The sequence below is a fragment of the Flavobacterium niveum genome (genome assembly GCF_055231775.1).
Genome location: NZ_JBUYSX010000005.1, coordinates 90,352 through 112,526 on the forward strand (window position 1 = coordinate 90,352; position 22,175 = coordinate 112,526).

Consider the following 22,175-nt stretch of genomic DNA (forward strand, 5'->3'; position numbering starts at 1 on the left):
CTTAATTTAGCGGTATGGTAATAGAGGCTTCCACAAAATCATTTTTTTCTTCCAGGGTAAAGCTTGCCTTGTCGCCAAAGATAAGGAAAAGCCGTTTCCTGATGTTTTCCAGCCCCAGGCGGGTACCGCCTTCGGCCATGCTCAGCCTGCCCGAATTCAGTACACCGATACGCAGTATGTTGTCGTCACCTTTCTTTACACACAGTTTCACAAGGCCGCCTTCTTTTAGCTTACCTATACCATGTTTTACGGCATTTTCCACCAGCATTTGCACTATCATAGGGGGTATGGCTATATTCAGCGTATCGGTATCAATATCCATACTGAATTGCAGGCGGTCTTCAAACTGTATCTTGCTTATTTCTATGTAATTGTCTACCGTTTGCAGTTCCTCTTTCAGAGGTATTGTGTTGGTGTCGTTTTTGGTAAGGGTATAGCGCAGCATTTCGCTCAGGCGGGTTATGCTATCGCGGGCACGGGTGGTGTCTTCCAGTATCAGCCCGCGTATGTTGTTCAGGCTGTTAAACATAAAGTGCGGGTTTATCTGGCCTTTCAGTGTATTCAGTTGCGAGTCGCGCAGGTTGTTTTCCAGCTGCAGCTGTTTTATCCGTACCTGTTTAAGGTGTTGTACCAGTTTTATGGTGATGATGGTAAACAACCATATAAGGAACATGGCTGCAAAATACGACATGTTCAATATTTTTACATACTGGGGTATTTCCAGGTTTTTGCCCACAATAAAACGGTTGGCCAACGACAGTGCAGGCCAAAGAATAAGGGTGTATACCACCTGTACAGCTACAAACGTAACCACCACTTTGCCGCCCATTGCGGTACGGTAACGGCTGAAGTCGGAATTTTTTTCAACCACCCATAGCAGGGGCAGTGAAATCAGGTAGGCCAGAAAACTGCATACCAAAGCCTCGGCCACATAATAGCCTACAGACTGGTATGCCTTTGCTATACTATCTGTATCAAGGTTTACCTTAATATATATTTTAATGGCGGTAAGCGTACAGAGTATGTACAGCAGGAAGCCTGCAAACGTATAGATGTGGTATTTTACTTTATATAAAAACGTCATATCCTGGTAAAAATAAAGGCAGTGACTACACTGCCTTTTAACTAACTCAAATTTTTACTCGTATACGCCAGCTGCCTTACGGGGTGATGAAGCCCGCAACTGTCGATTTTTTGATTGATGACCGTGTTATGGTATCTTCTTAAAACAAAGAAACTACAAAATGGATAGCTACTTTAATTACGTGTACTACTACTGTTATCATGGTTGAAAATTAATTGGTAATGATTACTGGTTTTTAATTACATTTCAAAAGTAGCAGTTTCTGTAATACGAAAGTGAAAAATATGTTAAACGGTATTTTTGGCAGCCCGAATGGTTAAGCGGTAAATAGCAGCGACGGATACACTTTTATATAGAAATACGTATCTTTGTTTGAATATTGCAATAAATAACGCACGGTTATGAAAACAGAAAGCTTAGAACAGTTTTATACCGATAAAAATCGCCCCGTGCCGGAAGGTGTCAATAAGGTAACAGGCCACATGAATGTTTTCAGGCTGGAGGAGTGCAGTCACGACAAGCCTATCCATTATGCCCGCCGCGATTATTACAAGGTAACACTGCTTAAAGGCCACAACCGCTACCACTATGCCGATAAGAGTATAGAGGTAAACGGTACTTCGCTTATCTTTTTTAATCCGCAGGTACCCTATACATGGGAATACCTTGCCCCTGACCCAACCGGTTATTTCTGCATATTTACGCCGGGTTTCTTTACCGAGAAATCACGCATACCGCTAAATGAATTGCCTATGTTTTCACCGGGTGGTAAGCCTGCTTATACATTAGACGATGCCCAAAGCGAGGCTTTTTCGGCCCTGTTTGAAAAAATGCTCGAAGAAATAGACAGTGATTATCCGTTTAAATATGATCTGCTGCACAGTTATTTAACCGAAATGATTCACCTCGCGCTGAAAACCGAAGCGGCCAATACCACTATATACGAGCATCCTAATGCCAGCACGCGTATTACAGCAGTGTTCAGGGAATTGCTGGAGCGCCAGTTTCCGGTAGAGACGCCCATGCATAAAATGAACATGCGCTCTGCGGCCGACTATGCTGATGCGCTTTCGGTACATGTTAACCACCTGAACCGTGCCGTAAAAGCCACTACCGGTAAAACCACGACCAACCTTATTAATGAACGCCTTGCCGATGAAGCCTGTGCTTTATTGAAGCATACCGACTGGAACGTAGCCGAAATAAGCAATACCCTGGGCTTTGAAGAACCAAGCCATTTCAATAACTTTTTTAAGAAGCATACGGGCGAAACCCCACGCCGTTTCAGGGTTGTATAGCTGTTGTTTGATTTTTGCAATTTTCGGTTTGATTTGCGATAGCACAGCCCTTTGCCGCTGCCGTAACTTTGTCCTGTAAATAAAAACAAATAGTTATGCACAGCAAAACCAAAAAAACCTGGTTTATTACCGGGGCCTCAAAAGGGCTTGGACTTAGCCTTGTAAAACAACTGCTGCAAACAGGCCAGAAGGTGGCTGCTACCTCGCGCAGCATTGCCCAGCTTATTGATGCAGTAGGCTCAGACAGCCCCAACTTTTTACCCCTTTATGCCTACCTTGCCGATGACACTTCGGTAAAAGAAGCCATTGATGCTACACAAAAAGCCTTTGGTACCCTTGATGTACTGATAAACAATGCCGGCTACGGTATAGGTGGCAGCTTTGAAGAACTTACTGATGCCGAGATACGTACCGCATTCAACATTAATGTGTTCGGTACCATAAATACCATACGCCATGCACTGCCGCACATGCGCAGGCAGCAAAGCGGCCACATTATTAATATATCGTCGATTGCCGGGTTTGCCGCCGCTACGGGCTGGGCGCCGTATGCCGCTACTAAGTTTGCCGTAACCGGGCTTACCGAAGTATTGGCTGAAGATGTAAAAGCCTTTGGTATTAAAGCGATACTGGTAGCCCCGGGCGCGTTCCGTACCAGTTTCCTTACTGATGATTCATTGGCTATGCCCGAAAACCCCATTGCAGCTTATGAAGACATCCGTGCATCGCACAACCGCTACCGTGCCATGGACGGCCAGCAGGCAGGTGACCCCGAAAAAGCTGCAGCCGTAATGATAGCAGCCGGTTTTGACGAAAACCCTCCGGTACACCTGTTCCTGGGTACCGATGCCTACAACAGGGCGCTTACCAAAATAGCCAGCCTTACTAAAGAGCTGGAAGAAAATAAACAAACAAGTATTTCTACTGATTATTAATATTTAATTTCCCATAAAATGAAGAAGACATGGTTTATTACCGGAGCCAGCCAGGGCTTCGGGCTGGAATTTGTTGCCCAATTATTAGCTGCAGGCCATAACGTTGCTGCTACATCGCGCACCATAGCCGGGCTTGAAAAAGCTGCGGGTACACACCCCAACCTGCTGCCGCTACAGGTAGACCTTACTAACGAAGGCAGCGTGGAAGCCGCCATAAACAACACTATAGCCAAATTTGGATCTATAGACGTGGTAGTAAACAACGCCGGCTACGGTCAGATAGGCGGTATAGAAGAACTAAGCGACAAGGAAGCACGTACCAACTTTGATGTTAACGTATTCGGTGCGCTGAATGTTATCCGTAAAGCATTGCCGCAATTGCGTAAGCAGGGTAGCGGTCATATCTTTAACATTGCTTCTATCGGTGGATATACCGGTGCATTCGCGGGCTGGGGTATTTACTGCGCTACCAAGTTTGCCATGGCAGGCTTTACCGAATCGCTTTCGTATGAAGTAGCGCCGTTCGGCATTAAGGCTACACTGGTGCTTCCCGGCTATTTCCGTACTAATTTCCTTGAAGGTACTTCTATGGCGCTACCTGCTAATCCTATTGCGGAATACGCCAGTGTAAGGGAATCGGTACTGCTACACCAGGAAGAGATAAATGGCAACCAGCCGGGCGACCCAGTAAGGGGAGTGGCTGCTATAATTGAAGCCGAAGCTGCCGAAAAAGCACCGCTATACCTGTTCCTTGGTTCGGATGCGGTAAGCATAGCAAGACAGCAAAATGAATTTGTAAACAGCGAAATAAAAACCTGGGAAGCCTTGAGCACTTCTACAGAATTTGCCGCAAACTAATTTTTGCAGTTACTTTTTACATAAAAGCTTCCGTGCCTGAGAGGGTGCGGAAGCTTAATTTTTTGGAAGATCTATGACGTAATTGTTAAAATTACACTTCTGGATTTTTGTTTACGAAAAAGATTTCGAATTTTTTTAATTATTTAAATTACAGTGTTTTAAAAATTTAATGTCACTCAATTTCTCAGCGGTGTCGCTCTATTTATAAAGCAGTAATTTAACAATGCTTTAATTTTTTGGTTAATGTTGCATGACCGATAAAAAACTATCAATACTTGCAATTTTAACCAAAATGAAAATGAAAAAGTTTACTTTAACATCATTACTTGTGCTCGGCCTCTCTTACGGAGCCAGTGCACAGGAATGTTCAGTGGAAACTATCCCTTACACACTGGACTTTGAAACCGCTACTGCACCTACATTGCCCGATTGTACAACGGCAATAAATGTAGGTTCCGGAAACAGCTGGGAAGTTACAAACAATCCCGGTTTTGGATTTGATAATAATGCCTTATCATATACATCGAATGCTGAGACTGCCAATGCCTGGTTTTTTACAAAAGGCTTTGATATGGTAGCCGGTACAAATTACAGGATTTCGTACAAGTATGGTAATAACGGCGGTACTACCGAAAGTTTTACAACTTTTCTGTCAAACGGTGCTACTGACACAGCTGTGATGTCGCAAATAGGCATCCAACCGGCTGTTACAGGTGGTGACGCTACTTTGTATTACATAGGTAACTCTATCTCTACACAGGTATCAGGTACATACTACCTGGCATTTCATGTTAACAGCGCAGCTTCGCAGGGTACCCTTTATCTGGATGATATTACTATAGAGCCTTATACATGTCCTGCGCCTACAGATATTGTAAAAGGCAGCATAACATCTACAAGTGCTTCATTCAGCTGGACAGCTCCTGTAGGGCCTGTTCCTAACGGATATTTTTATGCAGTAACTACATCTGCTGAAGAGCCTGCTAACTTTGACCTGATTTCGCCAACAACGATAACGGTAAATTCACTACAGCCTGCCACTAAATATTACTTCCATTTAAGGAGCTTTTGCGGTTCTGCATTTGGCGATTGGTTAGCCCCTGTGGCGTTTACCACCCCTGCGTGCGACGATGTGGCTACCGTGCCGTATTCTATTGATTTTTCTTATACAGATACCCCTGCACTGCCTGAGTGTAGTGTAAATACTTCTGCAAACGGCAATGGTTGGGCTGCTGCACCGGCACCGGGCAACGGTTTTGATACCCAGGTACTGCAATATACCGGTAATACTGAGGCTGCAGATGCCTGGTTTTTTACCAAAGGTATACAACTTGAACCGGGAGTACGCTACAAAATAAGCTTTAACTACGGCAACAGCAATCCTGACCAGACAGAAAGCCTGAGGTTTATGCTGGTGAACAACCCTGATGCTACTGCCGGTGTGCCTACAGATGCAAGCCCTGCTGTTACAGGAGCATTAAAGCTGCTTAGCGAAACAAACTTTATACAAGTAAACGAGCCGGGTGTATATTATTTCGGGTTTAACGCACATAGTGAAGCCGGTTTAGGCAGCATATATGTAGATAACTTCAGTATAGAAGAAAATGCTTGTGGTGTGCCTGCGGAAGTTGAGGTTACAGGCATTACGCAAACCTCGGCTACACTAAACTGGGCAGCACCTGTAGAGGGTAACTCTCCTGTGGTTGTTTATTTCTACGGTTTGGGTACGGCAGATACGCCACCTGCTGCACCTGCAGCATCAGGAGCGTTTACGGTTTCGCTGACTGACTTATTGCCAGATACCACATACTATATGTATACAGGTACACTTTGTGGCCCGCTGTTTAGCGAATGGGTGGTTACCGAATTTACTACGCCTGCTGAAACGAGCGGCGTGAAAAACGATATATTCAAAACACTTACTGTAAGCCCTAACCCTGCTACAGAAAATGTGATGGTAAGCAACAGCAGTGGTATAGATACCCTGGTGCTGTACAACATTACCGGACAGATAGTGAAACAACAAAATGTAAATGCTAATACCACCAGCCTTGACACAGCTAACCTGGCTGCGGGTGTATACGTTCTATCAGTTACCAACGGAGGCCAATCGCAGAGAGTAAAGCTAATAAAGAAGTAAATTTTTTATAGCCTCCGGGTCCGCTGCCCCATAGGGGCAGTGGCCGGTAACTAATATTAATATTGTTTTCTCCCAGAGTATTTTAAATAAAGACGATTAGCCATTAATTAAGTAATTTTTCTCATTTAACAAGGTCGTATCGGGGCTTCTATGCCTTACACTTAATTTTTAGGCTAATCAATGTTGCGGCGGCCAACAGGAGGGCCGCCGCTTTTTTCTTAATAACTTTGTGGAAAATACCTAGTCATGGGTATTTTTATAACATAAAAAAGTGTTAAATTTGTTTTTATAACAAACTACAATTCCCAAAATTCTCCCTGATATACAATAGGATAATTTTGGAAGCGTTTTTATAAAACAGGCAGCACGGATTCTTTATCTGCCTTCCATTTGTACAAGATTTCAAGATTCAAGATTGCTTCCTGCAGGAATCCGCAGGAAGCTTTTTTTTATATCTTAAAAATAATGCACGGGGTTAGTATTTACAAAAGTTTCAAGCACAGTAATCCCGGTAGTGTTACTGCATAAAAAATCAGCCATAAAGCGTGCGGTATAGCGTTCACTCTCGTAGTGGCCTATATCGGCGAGGAGTAGCTTGCCTTCCGCTTCATAAAACTGGTGGTATTTCAGGTCGGCTGTAAGGTAAGCATCGGCTCCGGCACCTATAGCATTTTTTATGGCAAAGCTCCCGGCTCCACCCAACAGGGCTACCTTCCTTATACTTTTTCCGGTAAAGGCGCTGTGCCGTATACCCCCGGTTTGCATTTTGTCTTTTACAAACCCTAAAAAGCTTTCTTCAGGCATTTCCTGTGGTAGTTCGCCTACTATGCCAAGCCCTATGTTTTGATGACGGTTTTGCAGGGTGTAAATTTCGTAAGCTACCTCTTCGTAAATGTGGTTTTCAAAAAGAGCTTTCAGTACAGCGCCTTCAAGGTGTTTTTCAAACGTCACTTCAATTTTTATTTCCTGCGCCTCCATAAATTCTCCACGCTGGCCTATTTCTGGGTTGCTGTGTTCGTTATCCTGATAAGTGCCGGTACCGTGGCTGTTAAAGCTACAGTTTTCATAGTTGCCTATATTGCCTGCCCCGGCGGCTAATAATGCATTACGCAGCTGTATATGGTTTTCAGGGACAGTATAGGTAACCAGCTTGCGTATAAACCCTTCTTTCGGGACCAGTATTTTAGTGTTGGTAAGGCCCAACGCATCGGCAAATATTTTGTTTACTCCATTGCGGTGGTTGTCCAGTGCTGTGTGTATTGCATATATGGCTATGTTGTTTTGAATGGCTTTTACCACGGCCCTTTCTACATAGTTTTTCCCGGTTATTTTCTTCAGCCCGGAGAATAGTATAGGGTGGAAGCACACAATAAGGTTGCATTGCTTATTTATGGCTTCATCTACTACATTTTCCAATGCATCGTGGCATACCAGTATACCTGTAAGGGTATCTGTGGCGTTACCGGTAAGAAGGCCCACATTGTCAAAATCTTCGGCATATGCCAGGGGAGCCATTTTTTCAAGTATGGGGAATATGTCTTTAATCTTCATGATGGTGTGCTGTAATCGTTTTACCAAAGGTACAAAAACAAAAAAACTGCCTTATGGCAGTTTTTTAATATATATCTTTAGTTTATATTAATGGCAGTCAGTAGCCGCTTCTAATGTCTGTACATAAGAATTGTATGGTACTCCTGTGCTTTCACCATCTATGTAAGCGTTACCGTCTTCGCCCTGGCAAACTTCCATTTCCGGAACCGGTACACCCAAAAGGCTATAAGCATCACAAATTACACAGTTTTCGTTTCCGTTTGTGCCACCACCGCCATTTCCTCCTGTGTTTAGTGCAGGGTCATAAGCGTTGTCGCAGTATAGTGAAAAATAGTGTGCAGGTTTAAGGCCGGTATTGGCACCGTTCACAAATAAAAATGTGTCAAGGACAGTAGTGTTAACCACATTGCCGGCAGTGTCAATAGTCTGTACTTGTTCAGATATTATACCCACACAGGCTTCATAATCTTCAGGTACATAGTTAGGCGCTGTGCCGGCTACTTCACACGTTTGGCAACCTATATAACTTTGTGTTGGTAGTTCGTCCTCATCTGAGCATGATACGGCCAACAGTATGCCAACGAAAGTAAGCGGAAATATAATCTTTTTCATTCGGTTACACATTAATTTTTGTGAACAGCAAAAAAAGGAAAAACGGGAATTATATCCAAATGTTTCCGTTAAAACTTTATGATTTTTATTGTTTTGGCAGATAGCCTTGGTAAAAAAGTTGCAAAAGCCGTTTTTTAATTATTTCGCAGTTAAAAAATTATTTCTTTTTGAAATACAATCTCAATAATGCTGTGGTTGCCGTACGGGTTTTGTGTAAACCGCGTTAAATTTTGCACAACTTTTCTTTCGTATGATAAATGCCTGCCACGTATGTGGGCGTAAACCCCTACATTTGCATAATACCTCTTTTAACCATGAAATACCTGCGGTTGCTTTTACTCCCGTTTTCGCTTATATATGGCTGTATTACCGGCCTGCGGAATGTGTTTTACAACACTGGTATTTTTAAAAGCCATAGTTTTAACGTGCCTGTTATTGCGGTGGGCAACCTTAGTACCGGCGGCACCGGCAAGACCCCGCAAACCGAATACCTTATCCGCTTGCTTTCGCAGCAGTATAATGTGGCTGTGCTGAGCCGTGGCTATGGCCGCAAAACCAATGGCTACATACTGGCCGATGATACTGCTACCGCACAAACCATAGGTGATGAACCGTACCAGTTTTTCAGCAAGTTTAAAAATATACGTGTGGCGGTAAATGCCAACAGGGTAGAGGGTATAAACAATCTTTTAGGGTTGCAACCAAAGCCTGAAGTGATACTACTGGACGATGCTTACCAGCACCGAAAGGTAAAGGCAGGGTTTTATGTACTGCTTACGGCCTATGGCGATGTTTATGCAGATGATTTTATACTGCCTGCAGGTAACCTCCGCGAAAGCAGGGCAGGGGCAAAACGTGCCGGTGTTATTGTGGTAACCAAATGCCCGCCATCATTACCTGAAGCCGAACAGCAGCGTATTATAATGAAATTGAGGCCCGAAATGGGGCAACAGGTGTTTTTTACAAGCATTGCTTACGATGATTTTGTGTATTCTGAAGAGGGGACTTTGGCTGTAGCCGAAATTAAAAATACCCCAAAAATACTTGTGGCCGGAATTGCCAAGCCGCAGCCGTTTTACGCGCATTTGCAAACGGGAGGCGATGAGGTAAAAACTTACGCTGACCACCATGATTTTACGGATGCCGAAATTACAGAACTGAAGCAACTCAGCGAAATAAAACCTATAGTTACCACCGAAAAAGATTATATGCGCCTTAAAGGTAAATTACCCGCCGATAGGTTGTTTTACCTGCCTATAAAAAGCCGTTTTATATCGGGTGGCGATGTGTTTAACCAAACCATTTTACATTATGTGGAACGAAGTACAGGAAACCGTTAATTACATTAAAAACAAAACCGGGTTTACCCCGCAGTATGGTGTAATACTGGGCTCGGGCCTGGGCGGTTTTGCCGATGATATCACTATAGAACACACCTTGCCATACAGCGAGCTGCCTAACTTCCCTGTGTCGACTGTAGAGGGACATGCAGGCAAGCTTATCTTTGGTAAAATAGGCAACAAGAATGTAGTGGCCATGCAGGGGCGTTTTCATTATTATGAAGGTTACAGCATGCAAGAGGTTACCTTCCCGGTAAGGGTGATGAAATACCTAGGGGTAGAAAAGCTAATTGTGAGCAATGCGTCGGGTGGGGTAAATTCATTCTACCACGTAGGTGATGTGGTAATATTGTATGACCACATCAACCTGATGCCTGAGCATCCGCTGCGTGGGCATAACGATGAACGCTTTGGACCACGGTTCCTGAATATGAGCGAACCCTACAGCCATGCGCTTATTGCCAAAGCTAAAGAGATTGCGGTGGAGCAGGGGATAGATGTTAAGGACGGGATTTACCTGGCCTTGCAGGGGCCTACGTTTGAAACGCTATCTGAATACCGTATGGTGAAAATATTGGGTGCCGACTGCGTAGGGATGAGTACCGTGCCCGAAGTAATCGTAGCCCGACACATGGATATGGAGTGTTTTGGTATATCTGTCATTACCGATATGGGTGACAGTGATGGTGTAGGCTCAGTAAGCCACGATGAGGTGCTGCAGGCTGCTGCCCTTGCCGAACCTAAAGTGCGCACACTTATAAAAGAACTGATAGCAAGAGGTTAATAGCGCGGGCTTTTCATAGTATACAAAAAACGCAGGCCAAGCCTGCGTTTTTTGTTCCTGATTTTAATTTATGTTAGCCCCTGGTTAGCCAGCCGCTTTTACCTGCGGTAATAATAGCATAAGGGGTTATCCAGAAAAGGCTGAAAGTATACAACAGGCTGTAGGCATAAGCATACAGCGATTCGCTAAACTTGTTGTAGCGCTTTGTATAAAAGAACACCGGAAAGCTGGAGTACAGCAGTATACCCATAAGTGTAGAGCTTAAAAACAGTGCCGGATGCGACAGTATAAAGTAAAACATCAGTATAAGGAAGGGATATGCAAGAATGGTAGTAAGCAACTGGTTTGCAAACAACAGCCTTGTACCGGCCTTATTCTCCTCCCTGAAGTTTTTAAATACAAATGTCGCCATTTTTATATTCTCGCGGATGTTGCTGCGTCCCCAGCGGATGAACATTTTGTACAGCCCTTTGTACTTTTCAGGCACATTGGTCAGTACATATGCATTGCGTTGGAACAGTACGTGATAACCCTGCTTCATAATCATGTTAGTCATGGCGCGGTCTTCCCCTATATCCGATTTTTTCCCCATAAACTTCTGGTTTATCCATTCGGGTAGGCAGGCCATAACGGCTTCACGGCGGTAAGCCGCAAGCGCTCCCGGCGTACACATTACCGAACCCAGGCTGCTCTCTGCCGAACGTATAAACTCAAAGCTCAGCACAAAGCTTACATTGAGCATTTTTGGCAATATGGCACTTCGGTTATTCAGTACCTGTACATTACCGGCTACGGCACCGCAGTCTTTTTTAACCACTAATGGGCTAACCAGGTTCCTCAGGGTGTCCGGCTTCACAACCGAATCACTGTCTACAGTAACAAATACATCGCCTCGCCCATTATTAAAGCCGTAATATAGTGCATGGCGTTTGCCCATATTTTTAGGTTGCTTGTGTATGGTAACACGGTCGCCCAAATCGTGCTTTGCCTGCTGTATCCATTGCCATGTATCGTCTTTACTGCCATCATCTATGGCTATAAGCTGTAGCTTGTGCACAGGGTAATCGCTGGCGGCAAGGCTCTGGAGGGTATGCCAAACCAGTTGCCCCTCGTTGTATGCGGGTACTATTACCGTTATAATAGGTAACTGGGAATCACTTACTGATTTAATGGGTTTGTATTTAGAATACAGGTAGAGGTTATAGAGGAAAAACATTCCTTTAATAGCAAGCAGCGCAATACTGGTTACAATAATGCTGCGCCCCCAAAAGGTATTGATGCGTTCCTGATACAGGGCATCAAACTCCGGTTGTAGTAAATACACCAGGTATGAACCTACAAGCAATAGTATCAAAGTACAGGCAAGTATAAGCGTGCCTCTAAGGTTGATGTTCTTTTTTTTTTCAGTGGTTTCTAAGTCAATACTTTCAACAGTATCAGTTTCCCGGGGGACAAAACTGTTGTTTATGGTTATGTTGGCTGATGTAATACTTGATTTCATAAGTGCGGATTACGGGTTACACGCATACAGGTGTGCAACAGCCGTGCCGCAACGCATTATTGCTGTAAATCAAAGCAATATGTAGTGTGCTCATTTTTAAACCTGTAGAAAGTGTGGAAGTGTTTTCTACAACTTTCTACAGATTTAAGTTTGAGTGAAGCTGCTCCCTCTCTTTTGGAGAATCCCGATAGCTATCGGGAGGGGAGAGGCTAATCTCTACATAGGGCTGTACCGTATTCCTAAAAACATGCGCCTGCCCTGTAACGATGCATAATTATATGCCGTATCAAAAGTATAACCATTAGGATTGTTTACCGGGTCGTTTACGTGTTGGTTAAATGGGTCTTCGGGGCGCATAAGGCTGTATTTCGGCACAAAGTCGAATATATTTTTAAACCCGGCATACAACTCCAGCCCGTAATCAAACTTTTTAGTGAACTGTATGTTAGCTGTGCAAAACCATGGCGAATATTCGGGGCGGTAGTCGTTTGGCAATATCGGCAGGCGCATAGGCCCGTACCAGTTGCCCGTAACGTCTACAGTATAATTATTCGGCAGGTTATAGCTGGCTATAAAGTTACCACTCCACTTGGGGGCGTGCAGTTGCTGTATACGTTGCGAGTCTTCCATACGGAAAACATCGGTATACGAAGCCCCGGCCATCAGCTTCAGCGGGAAGTTAAACATCAGCTCCACATTTGTGGCAAGCCCGCGTGACACGGCATAACCATTCAGGTTGCTGTAAATAATCTTTGTCGGGTCGGTTTCAAAATCCCCGATAATTTTATTGGTAAAGTACGAGTAGAAAGCCGTAGCATCTACATTCAGTAGAAAGGGCTTGGCGGGCAGCTTCCATACATAGTTAAGGTTACCGTTGTACGAACGCTCGGGTTTCAGGCTTTCGCTAATGATTACCTGTCGGGCCCCGGTAAGTGCGGCATGGTCTTCTGTAAAAAGGTTCACCACCCTGAAGCCTGTACCAAAACTCGCCCTAAGCGTATTCTGTACATCCGGCGAAAATTTATACGCTATCCTCGGCGAGTGTACAGCTCCGTGGTTGTCATCGTAATCAAAACGGTAGCCGGCCAGTAGCTTGTGTTTTTCGGTCATGGTCCATTCATCCTGTACAAACAGCCCCGGTAGCGGGGTATTTTGCGGCTTGTTTTCACTTCCGTCTTCCGATGCTGTTGCGGGGGTATTGTCGTCATAGCGTGTATAGCGCAGTGCCGCGCCCACAAGCAGGCTGTGCGCCGGGGTAAGCTGCTTGTCCCAGTACGCCTGCACAAAGCCTACCTGCTGTGTAGCCATGTAAGGTGTGGTGCCGTACCATGAGTTTTGGTTGTGCCAGTTGTAGGAGTATTGCGTAAAAATCTTTTCGGTAGTAGGCAACTGGTAGGTGCCTATCAGCTCTATACGGCTGGTGTAAATGCTTTCGCCATAAATACTGTCGCTGCCACGGAAGCTTTTGTTCCACTGCATTTCGCCGCCCCAGCGGTCTTCGTATACATAACGTGCACCCAGGGCAGCTACACGGTTGTCTTTCCGTTTAAAGCTCCATTTGTTGAATATGGAAACGCGGTTCTGCTGGGTAACATCGGTAAAATTATCGCGGTTTTTGTCGGCCTTTACATTATAGTTAAAATAGTTTACACCGAGCAATGATGTCGCCTTGCCAATTTTAGTACGTGTAGCCGCATCAAAATTCAGTTCGCCCCAACTCGTCATAAAGTAATCAGCGCTTACCACCGGGGCCTTTTCAGGGCTTTTGGTAATCACATTGATAAGCCCACCCATAGCCTCGCTACCGTAAAGTGACGAAGCAGGACCTTTTACCACCTCAATGCGTTCTACAATACTATTAGGTATACCGCTAAGGCCATATACTGTACTCAGGGCGCTAACTATGGGCATGCCGTCTATCAGTATCATGGTATAAGGGCCTTCCATACCGTTTATGTGGATGTCGCCTGTATTACACACGTTACAATTCAGCTGCGGCATAACACCGTTTATCATACCCACGGCTTCAAACAGGCTCGGTGTAGGATTCTTTTTAAAGAGTTTCGGGGTGATGATTTCCACCGGCACGGGGCTGGCCGAACGGCTCATTTCTTTCATGGTGCCGGTTATTACTACTTCGTCAAGGTTATTTTCGGTAACGGTAAGCACAAAATTTTGCGTAAGGGTTTCGCCCGCCTTTACGGTTATGGATTTGGTTACGGTTTTATAACTGAAATACTCTGCCGAAAGCGTATAGCTGCCTTCGGGGATGCTTATAGTATAGTGTCCGGTGCTGTCGGAAAACACGGTGGTATTGGCCGGATATATGTTCAGGGCAGCCGCTTCCAGAACGGCGCCTTTATTGTCTTTTACGACACCGCTGACTGTACCGTTGCCGTTTTGCGCATAAACAGAAATACTTATAAAGAGTAAAAGAATAATTTTTTTCATCTAAACCTAAAATTTATTTTTCAAAATTATAAATTTAGTTTAGACTAAAAAATATTTTTTACACAAAAGATAAGCCCCGAAAATCTGCGGGGCTTACTTGTCAAAAAGAAAAAATACACACTTTGTTTTAGTCAAAGCATTTAAACCAGAATAAAATGCTAATGATATGCTAAAAGTATAAATTTAATCCATATCTGAAAATGAGTTTTCTTAAAATTTAGTGTAAAGTTGTTATTTTTGTTAAATTTTTAAATAATATAATATTAAAAGTTTTATTCTTGAAATTTAAGGCAAAAACTCATGTTGATTTAGTTAAAATTTAAAATATGAATATCTGTAGTTACCAAATAAGCAATAAAAAAGCCTCCATTTAGTGGAGGCTTTCTGAATATTCTTTAAACAGAAGCAATCTTTTTAAGGTGCGCTACCGTTTTTACAGGGTCTTCCGCTTTAAATACGTAGTTGCCCGCTACCAGCACATCGGCACCGGCCTCTACAAGCTTTGCAGCGTTTTTATCGCTTACACCACCGTCTATTTCTATAAGGGTAGAAGCGCCGTTACGCACAATTATTTCCTTCAGCTTACGGATTTTATCATAGGTACGCTCTATAAAGCTCTGCCCCCCGAAGCCAGGGTTCACGCTCATAATACACACAAGGTCGGTATCATTAATAATATCTTCCAGCAGCTCTACATTGGTATGCGGGTTTAGGGCTATACCGGCTTTCATGCCTTCAGCCTTAATGGCCTGTAATGTACGGTGCAGGTGGGTACAGGCTTCGTAATGCACGGTAAGGTTATTAGCACCCAGCTGTGCAAAAGTTTTAATGTACGGATCAGGGTTTACAATCATCAGGTGTACGTCTATGGTTTTCTTTGCGTGGCGCGTTATGGCCTCTACCACCGGTATACCGAAAGAAAGGTTGGGTACAAAAACGCCGTCCATAATATCTACATGGAACCAGTCGGCCTCACTGCTGTTTATCATTTCTACATCACGCTGCAGGTTTCCGAAGTCAGCCGAAAGCACAGACGGGGCTATAAGTGTGTTTTTCATTATATAAGATAGTGTTGTTTACGGTGCAAAGATAAAATTTTACTTCGGCAATTAAACTTTCGGTAATGTATTGTGTCTTAAAAAGGATGCGGACGAATTGCATTCGTCCTATTTAAGATTTTTTTAACAAAGTAATACACGGGCTTTATCATAGCTTTGCGTTGTTATAGCCACCTTATTATATGAAAATAAAATACATAGTGTACGCCGTCCTCGTAGCAGGGCTTGGCGGACTTATTTACTACCGCATATCAGAAAACAATAAAGGGAAACAGGACAAGGCCGGTGGCGGAGACGCCAATAAGAAGCCCACTGCCGTAAATGCCATAGTGGTACAGCCCGAAGATTTCAGTAATACGCTGTCGCTTTCCGGGTCTATAGAGGCCAATGAGCAGATACAGCTTACCAGTGAGGTAACCGGCATTGCCGAAAAAATATACTTTAAGGAAGGAGCTTCTGTAAGCCAGGGGCAGGTACTGGTAAAGATAAACGATATCGAGCTACGTGCCCAGGCTAACGAAGCGAGGACCAGGCAAACCCTTGCCGCCGAAAACGAGCGCCGTGCACGCCTGCTGTTGCAAAAGGAAGCCATTAGCCAGGAAGAATACGACATAGCCAGCGCCGACTTTAAAACCGCACAGGCACAAACCCAACTCATAAACGCACAGATAGCCAAAACATCTATCCGTGCACCGTTTAGCGGTACTATAGGATTAAGGAACATTTCGCCGGGTACCTATGTAACTCCGCAAACCATCATCACCACGCTGGTAAACAGCAGCCAGGTAAAAATCACCTTCTCTGTCCCTGAAAAATATGCTTCTCAGATAAAAACCGGCACCAAAGTGGACTTCTCACTTTCCGGTTCCGATAAAAAGAACATCGCTACCGTGTATGCTACTGAGCCTGCGGTTGATATTTCTACCCGTACACTACGCATCCGTGCGTTGGCTGATAATCCGGGTGGCAAGCTGATACCGGGTACTTTTGCCGATGTTATCCTGCCGCTTGATAAAACTGCCAATGCCTACATGGTGCCTACCGAAGCCGTAGTACCCGTGCAGGGCGGTAAAAAAGTATACGTAGTACGAAACGGCAAAGCCGATGAAGCCATGATAACCACAGGTACGCGTACTGCTACTGATGTGGTGGTGCTGGACGGGCTTAAGGCCGGAGATACGGTAATTACTTCGGGGGTTTTGGCACTGAAAAAAGATTCGCCTGTAAAAGCCACGGTAACCCCTAAACAGCAATAGCCATGAGCCTGAGTACACTGAGCATAAAGCGCCCCGTACTTACCATAGTAATGAACGTGGCCATTATCATCTTCGGGTTTATAGGGTACATGTTTTTGGGTGTGCGCGAATTTCCGAGTATAGACCCGGCGCAGATAAATGTGCGTACCAACTATACCGGGGCCAACTCTGACATTATAGAATCGCAGATTACCGAGCCGCTTGAAAAAGCCATCAACCAGATAGACGGTATCCGGAACATATCATCGAGCAGTAACCAGGGTTCCAGCAACATTACCATAGAATTTGAACTGGAAAAGAACCTTGAGGAAGCAGCAAACGATGTACGCGATAAGGTATCGCAGGCGACGAACAGCCTTCCGCAGGATATTGATGCCCCGCCGGTAGTAAGCAAGGCCGATGCCGATAGCGAACCGATTATTACCATGACGGTACAGAGCGCCACCCGTGGCACGTTGGAACTGAGCGACTATGCCGAAAACGTGATTGCCGAACGCCTGCAAACCATACCGGGCGTAAGTTCGGTACAGATATGGGGGCAAAAGAAATATGCCATGCGCATGTGGATAGACCCGGTAAAGCTGAATGCTTACGGGGTTACCGTAGCCGATGTGCGTACCGCCCTTAACAGCCAGAATGTGGAGCTGCCTACGGGTAAGCTTACCGGTGCCAATACCGAACTTACCGTAAAAACACTGGGTAACCTGGCTACTCCTGAACAGTTTAACAACATCATTGTAAAATCGGAAGGGGAGCGTATTGTAAAGCTAAGCGATGTGGGCCGTGCCGAGCTTGGCCCTGAAAATGTGGAAACCAAAATGGCCAACAACGGCATGCAGCTTGTAGGCCTTGCGGTAATCCCCCAACCGGGTACCAACTATATAGAGATTGCCGATGCTTTTTATGCGCAATACGACCAGCTGAAGAAAGAACTTCCGGGCGACCTGAAGCTGAACATAGCACTGGACAACACCCGTTTCATTAAAAAATCAGTACTGGAAGTAGCGGAAACCCTTGGTATTTCCATTATCCTTGTAACACTGATCATTTACCTGTTCTTCCGCGACTGGGCTATTGCATTGCGCCCGTTACTGGACATTCCGGTATCACTTATTGCTACGTTTTTCATCATGTATATTTTCGGTTTCTCCATAAATGTACTTACGCTCCTTGCTATAGTACTGGCTACCGGGCTTGTAGTGGATGACGGTATCGTAGTAACCGAAAACATCTTCAAAAAAGTGGAAGAGGGCATGACCCCAATAGAAGCGGCATTAAAAGGAGCCAATGAAATATTCTTCGCGGTAATTTCCATTTCCATAACGCTGGCGGCGGTGTTCCTTCCGGTAATATTCCTTGAAGGATTTGTAGGCAGGCTGTTCCGGGAATTCGGGGTGGTTATTGCGGCGGCGGTACTGGTATCGGCATTCGTGTCGCTTACCCTTACGCCCATGCTTAACGCCTACCTTATAAAAGGTGTCCACAAAAAATCGAAATTCTACGACCTTACCGAGCCGTACTTTGAAAAAATGAACAAAGGTTATGCAGGCATGCTTATCGGCTTTATGAAACGTAAGTGGCTTAGTTTCCCTATCCTCGGGCTTTGTGTGGGGCTAATTATATTATTCTTCAGTACCCTGCAAAAAGAAACCGCACCGTATGATGACCGTAGTAACATCGGCCTTAATATTACCGGTCCTGAAGGTGCTTCATACGATTATATGGATCGCTTTATGCAGGAAATGGAACAGCTGATAAACGACTCCGTTCCAGAAAAGCAGGTGGCACTGGTAATTACTTCACCCGGTTTCGGTAGTGGTGCGGTAAACAGTGGACGTATACGTATAGCCCTTTCGGATGCCGAAGATCGTAAACGAAGCCAGAAGGAAATAGCCGACAACCTTACCAAATGGACCAAAAAATACAACGATGCCCGCGTGGCCGTACAGCAGCAGCCTACCATAGCCGTAAACAGGCGTGGCGGTTTCCCGATACAGTATATTATACAGGCCCCGAATTTTGAAAAGCTGCGCGAAAAGATACCGCAGTTTATGGACGAGGTAAACAACGACCCTACCTTTGCGGCAAGCGACGTTAACCTGAAATTCAACAAGCCTGAGATTAACGTAACTATTGACAGACAAAAGGCACAAAGCCTTGGCGTGTCGTTGCTTGATGTAGCACAGACCCTACAACTTTCATTAAGCGGTCAGCGTTTCGGATATTTTATGATGAATGGCAAGCAGTACCAGGTTATAGGGCAGTTTGATAAAGCCGACCGTGAAAAGCCGCTCGACCTTACTTCGATATTCGTAAAAAGCAGCACCGGCGAACTGATACAGCTGGATAACCTTGTTAAGGTAGATGAAGAAAGCAGCCCGCCACAGCTGTACCATAACAACCGCTACATGAGCGCTACCGTATCGGCAGGGCTTGCACCGGGTATGAGTATCAGCGACGGTATTGAGGCCATGGACCGCATTAAGGCTAAGGTACTGGACGAAACCTTTACAACCGACCTTGGCGGTGAGTCGCGCGACTTTGTGGAAAGTAGCTCTAATACACTGTTTGCATTTGGTTTGGCACTACTACTTATTTACCTGATACTTGCCGGGCAGTTTGAAAGCTTCCTGGATCCGTTTATCATTATCCTTACCGTGCCTATGGCAGTAGCTGGGGCGTTGTTTTCGCTATGGCTGTTCGGGCAAACATGGAACATCTTCAGCCAGATTGGTACCATCATGCTTATCGGTTTGGTAACCAAAAACGGCATCCTGATTGTGGAATTTGCAAACCAGCTCCGTGAGGAAGGCAAGGAAAAATACGAAGCCATTATGGAAGCATCTGAAAGCCGCCTTCGCCCCATATTAATGACCAGTCTTGCCATAGCATTGGGTGCATTGCCTATTGCCATGTCGCTTGGTGCAGCCGCTACCAGCCGTATCGGTATGGGTGTGGTTATTGTAGGCGGCACCGTATTTTCGCTATTGCTTACCCTGTTTGTAATCCCGGCTATTTACTATATGTGGTCGCGCCCGCGCAAGCACAGGCCGGAATTTGATAATATTAAAGACCTGTAACTATGAGGTTATATCTGTATATACTATTGGCATTTTCGTTTGCAGCTTCTGCACAGCCCCTGCTTACGGTGGAAGATGCCGTGGCCATTGCCCTGAAAAACAACTACGACATACAACTGGCAGGTAACAACCTGAAAATAGACCAGGAAAACGTAAGCTATGCCAATGCCGGCCTGCTGCCCAACCTGTACGGTTCGCTTGCGCAAAACAATAGCATACAAGACAGTAAGCAAGTGCGTACCGATGGTACTGTACAGGAACTTAACGGTGCCAAGAACAACAGCCTTACATACGGGGTAAACCTTGGCTGGACGATATTTGACGGCTTCGGGATGTTTGCGCGCTATGACCAGCTTAAAACATTAAGGACACAGGGTGAGGCTGAACTGAAATACGCCGTAACCACTACCGTGGGCGATGTTATGGAAACCTACTACACCCTGGTGCAGCAACAGCAAATGCTGAAGGCATTGGATACTGCTGTAGTGATAAGCAAACAGCGTGTAACCACCGCCCAAAACCGTTTTAAGATAGGTAAGGCTGCCAAGCTTGAGGTGCTTAATGTGGAAGTGGACCTGAATACCGACCAGACGAACCTGCTGAACCAGCAAACACAATATAAGAACACCAAAACGCTACTGAACCAGCTTTTGGCACGCGACCTGGCTTCCGATTTTAAAGTAGCCGACAGTGTAGCTACCGATAGCAAACTGGTACTGCCCGACCTGCTGAACCTTGCAGGGCAGCAAAACCCGTTGTTACAGTTGGCGCTGATTAATAAAAACGTAGCCGAGCTCAACCTGAAACAGGTAAAGGCTGCACGCTACCCACAGGTGGGTGTTACCACGGGTTATATTTTTACCGATACTGAATCAAGCTTGGGGTTTGCGCGGACGAATAGGGGTAACGGTTTCAGCTATGGGCTTACGGCAAGGATAAATATTTTCAACGGCTTTTTGCAAAAGCGTAATGAGAAGATTGCCAAACTGCAAATAGAAAACACCAAAGTGCTGATAGACCAGCAGACGCAGGAAATAAATACCCAGCTGATTACGGCGTTCCAAACGTATATGACCAACCTGGAGCTGGTAAAGCTGGAGGCCAATAACGTACGCATAGCAGAGCAAAACCTGGACATCACCATGGAGAAATACCGCATAGGTACCATAACTACCCTGGAAGTACGCACTGCCCAGCTGAACTATGTAAATGCACTGGCACGCAGCAGTACGGCACAGTTTAACTCTAAACTATCAGAAGTGGGACTTAAGGAGCTTGCGGGAAATCTTTCGCTTAATGGGAATTAAGAAGATTGCTTAAACAAGTAACGCATTACAATAAGAAAAATACCCACAACTGTAGCCAGTGATGTGGTAATAAGCGTTACCAGTACTGTATCGGACAAGTAAAAACAGGTAAAGTTATTGAACCCCTGAGATACGATAACACCCAATACTATAAGGGTAAAAAACACAAGGAAGACAAACACCAACAGTGCGTATTTTTTACGCTCTTTCCGGTCTTGCTGACGGTCAGCAATTTCTTCACCCTGAAGTGTGCTTTGGTTGGCAACGTCATTCAGGTCTGTAGTGTTAAGTGAGGTTGAATCTATATCCCTCAGTAATGAATCAAGCTGTCCTGTTCCTTGCATCGATAAACTTTTGTTCAAGGTTACCTACAAACTTGGTGTAGTATCTTTTAATCAGGTCGTCACTAATTACTTTATTCCTGCTTGGCTCGTATGATAATGACCATGGCGTATTGCCCTGGTGGGTAAGAGACACTAAATCACTACCTGATACGTCTTTATACAGGTTCCATGTAAGGGTTACTACCTTTTTTATGTTTTCGTCTTTAACCTCCGGGGTTACAAACTCGGTAGGGCTTTTGGCAATAATAGATTTTGAGCTAATCGGTTCCGATTGAAAGTGCTTAAACTCATGGTATAGCGATGGTACAACAGGGCCGAATTTCCAGGCTTCAATAGCATCGGGAAATGCTTTCTTGTCCAGCAAGGCAAGCGAAAACCCCTGCGCTATATAGCACAACTTGGCCAGCTGTAGATTGGTTAATTTCCTGCCTGTTTTATCTGCGAGTTTTAAAAACTCATTAGCTACCGCATTTACACTTTCCATAGCGCTTTCCTTTGAGTGGTTTATACAAATATAGTAAACTTTACTGCCTTGTAAAAATAAAAAACTCCGGTAATCAGCCGGAGTTCAATCAT

At 44.8% G+C, this 22,175-nt stretch carries 17 protein-coding genes; 9 read left to right on the plus strand and 8 right to left on the minus strand.

Features of this window, described 5'->3' with window-relative positions:
* Position 1 precedes the first annotated feature (1 nt).
* The gene (locus tag ACZIX4_RS13465) at positions 2 to 1,084 is read right to left on the minus strand and encodes a sensor histidine kinase (RefSeq protein ID WP_463336165.1); all 1,083 of its coding nucleotides are present in this window, start codon (positions 1,082 to 1,084) and stop codon (positions 2 to 4) included.
* A gap of 401 nt (positions 1,085 to 1,485) precedes the next feature.
* Here ACZIX4_RS13465 and ACZIX4_RS13470 point away from each other — a divergent pair, with 401 nt between their 5' ends.
* The 4 genes from ACZIX4_RS13470 (at position 1,486) to ACZIX4_RS13485 (ending at position 6,315) form a co-directional block, all read left to right on the plus strand.
* Entirely contained in the window at positions 1,486 to 2,382 is an 897-nt protein-coding gene (locus ACZIX4_RS13470) for a helix-turn-helix domain-containing protein (RefSeq protein ID WP_463336166.1), read from the plus strand.
* Positions 2,383 to 2,477: 95 nt separating this feature from the next.
* Positions 2,478 to 3,317, plus strand: coding sequence for an SDR family oxidoreductase (locus tag ACZIX4_RS13475; RefSeq protein WP_463336167.1), 840 nt, complete (start codon positions 2,478 to 2,480; stop codon positions 3,315 to 3,317).
* Between the two features lie 18 nt (positions 3,318 to 3,335).
* Positions 3,336 to 4,175, plus strand: coding sequence for an SDR family NAD(P)-dependent oxidoreductase (locus ACZIX4_RS13480; RefSeq protein WP_463336168.1), 840 nt, complete (start codon positions 3,336 to 3,338; stop codon positions 4,173 to 4,175).
* 298 nt (positions 4,176 to 4,473) lie between these two features.
* A complete protein-coding gene (locus tag ACZIX4_RS13485; protein ID WP_463336169.1) occupies positions 4,474 to 6,315 on the plus strand; it encodes a fibronectin type III domain-containing protein in 1,842 nt (613 codons plus the stop codon).
* Positions 6,316 to 6,771: 456 nt separating this feature from the next.
* Here ACZIX4_RS13485 and ACZIX4_RS13490 read toward each other — a convergent pair whose 3' ends face one another.
* Both ACZIX4_RS13490 and ACZIX4_RS13495 read right to left on the minus strand, forming a co-directional pair.
* Entirely contained in the window at positions 6,772 to 7,866 is a 1,095-nt protein-coding gene (locus ACZIX4_RS13490; RefSeq protein WP_463336170.1) for a Nif3-like dinuclear metal center hexameric protein, read from the minus strand.
* Positions 7,867 to 7,953: 87 nt separating this feature from the next.
* Positions 7,954 to 8,478 (minus strand): hypothetical protein, encoded by a 525-nt coding sequence (locus ACZIX4_RS13495; protein WP_463336171.1) that lies wholly within the window; start codon positions 8,476 to 8,478, stop codon positions 7,954 to 7,956.
* 314 nt (positions 8,479 to 8,792) lie between these two features.
* Between ACZIX4_RS13495 and lpxK the strand changes: the two genes are divergently transcribed.
* A complete protein-coding gene (gene lpxK / locus ACZIX4_RS13500) occupies positions 8,793 to 9,818 on the plus strand; it encodes a tetraacyldisaccharide 4'-kinase (protein WP_463336172.1) in 1,026 nt (341 codons plus the stop codon).
* On the plus strand, positions 9,790 to 10,602 hold the full coding sequence (locus ACZIX4_RS13505; protein WP_463336173.1) for a purine-nucleoside phosphorylase: 813 nt from the start codon (positions 9,790 to 9,792) through the stop codon (positions 10,600 to 10,602). Before lpxK ends, ACZIX4_RS13505 begins: the two co-directional genes overlap by 29 nt.
* Positions 10,603 to 10,675: 73 nt before the next feature.
* Here ACZIX4_RS13505 and ACZIX4_RS13510 read toward each other — a convergent pair whose 3' ends face one another.
* The 3 genes from ACZIX4_RS13510 to rpe all read right to left on the minus strand — a co-directional run bounded on the left by ACZIX4_RS13510 (position 10,676) and on the right by rpe (position 15,612).
* Positions 10,676 to 12,103 carry a glycosyltransferase family 2 protein gene (locus ACZIX4_RS13510; protein ID WP_463336174.1) on the minus strand — a complete coding sequence of 476 codons (1,428 nt, stop codon included), beginning with the start codon at positions 12,101 to 12,103 and terminating at the stop codon, positions 10,676 to 10,678.
* Positions 12,104 to 12,319: 216 nt separating this feature from the next.
* Positions 12,320 to 14,554 (minus strand): TonB-dependent receptor, encoded by a 2,235-nt coding sequence (locus tag ACZIX4_RS13515; RefSeq protein WP_463336175.1) that lies wholly within the window; start codon positions 14,552 to 14,554, stop codon positions 12,320 to 12,322.
* Positions 14,555 to 14,949: 395 nt separating this feature from the next.
* A complete protein-coding gene (gene rpe / locus ACZIX4_RS13520; protein WP_463336176.1) occupies positions 14,950 to 15,612 on the minus strand; it encodes a ribulose-phosphate 3-epimerase in 663 nt (220 codons plus the stop codon).
* Between the two features lie 182 nt (positions 15,613 to 15,794).
* Here rpe and ACZIX4_RS13525 point away from each other — a divergent pair, with 182 nt between their 5' ends.
* The 3 genes from ACZIX4_RS13525 to ACZIX4_RS13535 are packed head-to-tail and all read left to right on the plus strand — an operon-like array spanning position 15,795 to position 21,255.
* Entirely contained in the window at positions 15,795 to 16,868 is a 1,074-nt protein-coding gene (locus ACZIX4_RS13525) for an efflux RND transporter periplasmic adaptor subunit (RefSeq protein ID WP_463336177.1), read from the plus strand.
* Positions 16,869 to 16,870: 2 nt separating this feature from the next.
* Positions 16,871 to 19,948: an efflux RND transporter permease subunit gene (locus ACZIX4_RS13530; protein ID WP_463336178.1), complete on the plus strand. Its 3,078-nt coding sequence runs from the start codon at positions 16,871 to 16,873 to the stop codon at positions 19,946 to 19,948.
* Positions 19,949 to 19,950: 2 nt separating this feature from the next.
* Positions 19,951 to 21,255: a TolC family protein gene (locus tag ACZIX4_RS13535; RefSeq protein ID WP_463336179.1), complete on the plus strand. Its 1,305-nt coding sequence runs from the start codon at positions 19,951 to 19,953 to the stop codon at positions 21,253 to 21,255.
* Here ACZIX4_RS13535 and ACZIX4_RS13540 read toward each other — a convergent pair.
* Both ACZIX4_RS13540 and ACZIX4_RS13545 read right to left on the minus strand, forming a co-directional pair.
* Entirely contained in the window at positions 21,252 to 21,599 is a 348-nt protein-coding gene (locus ACZIX4_RS13540) for a hypothetical protein (protein ID WP_463336180.1), read from the minus strand. The two genes, ACZIX4_RS13535 and ACZIX4_RS13540, sit on opposite strands and share 4 nt — an antisense overlap.
* Positions 21,577 to 22,083, minus strand: coding sequence for a Panacea domain-containing protein (locus ACZIX4_RS13545; RefSeq protein WP_463336181.1), 507 nt, complete (start codon positions 22,081 to 22,083; stop codon positions 21,577 to 21,579). Before ACZIX4_RS13545 ends, ACZIX4_RS13540 begins: the two co-directional genes overlap by 23 nt.
* Positions 22,084 to 22,175 lie beyond the last annotated feature (92 nt).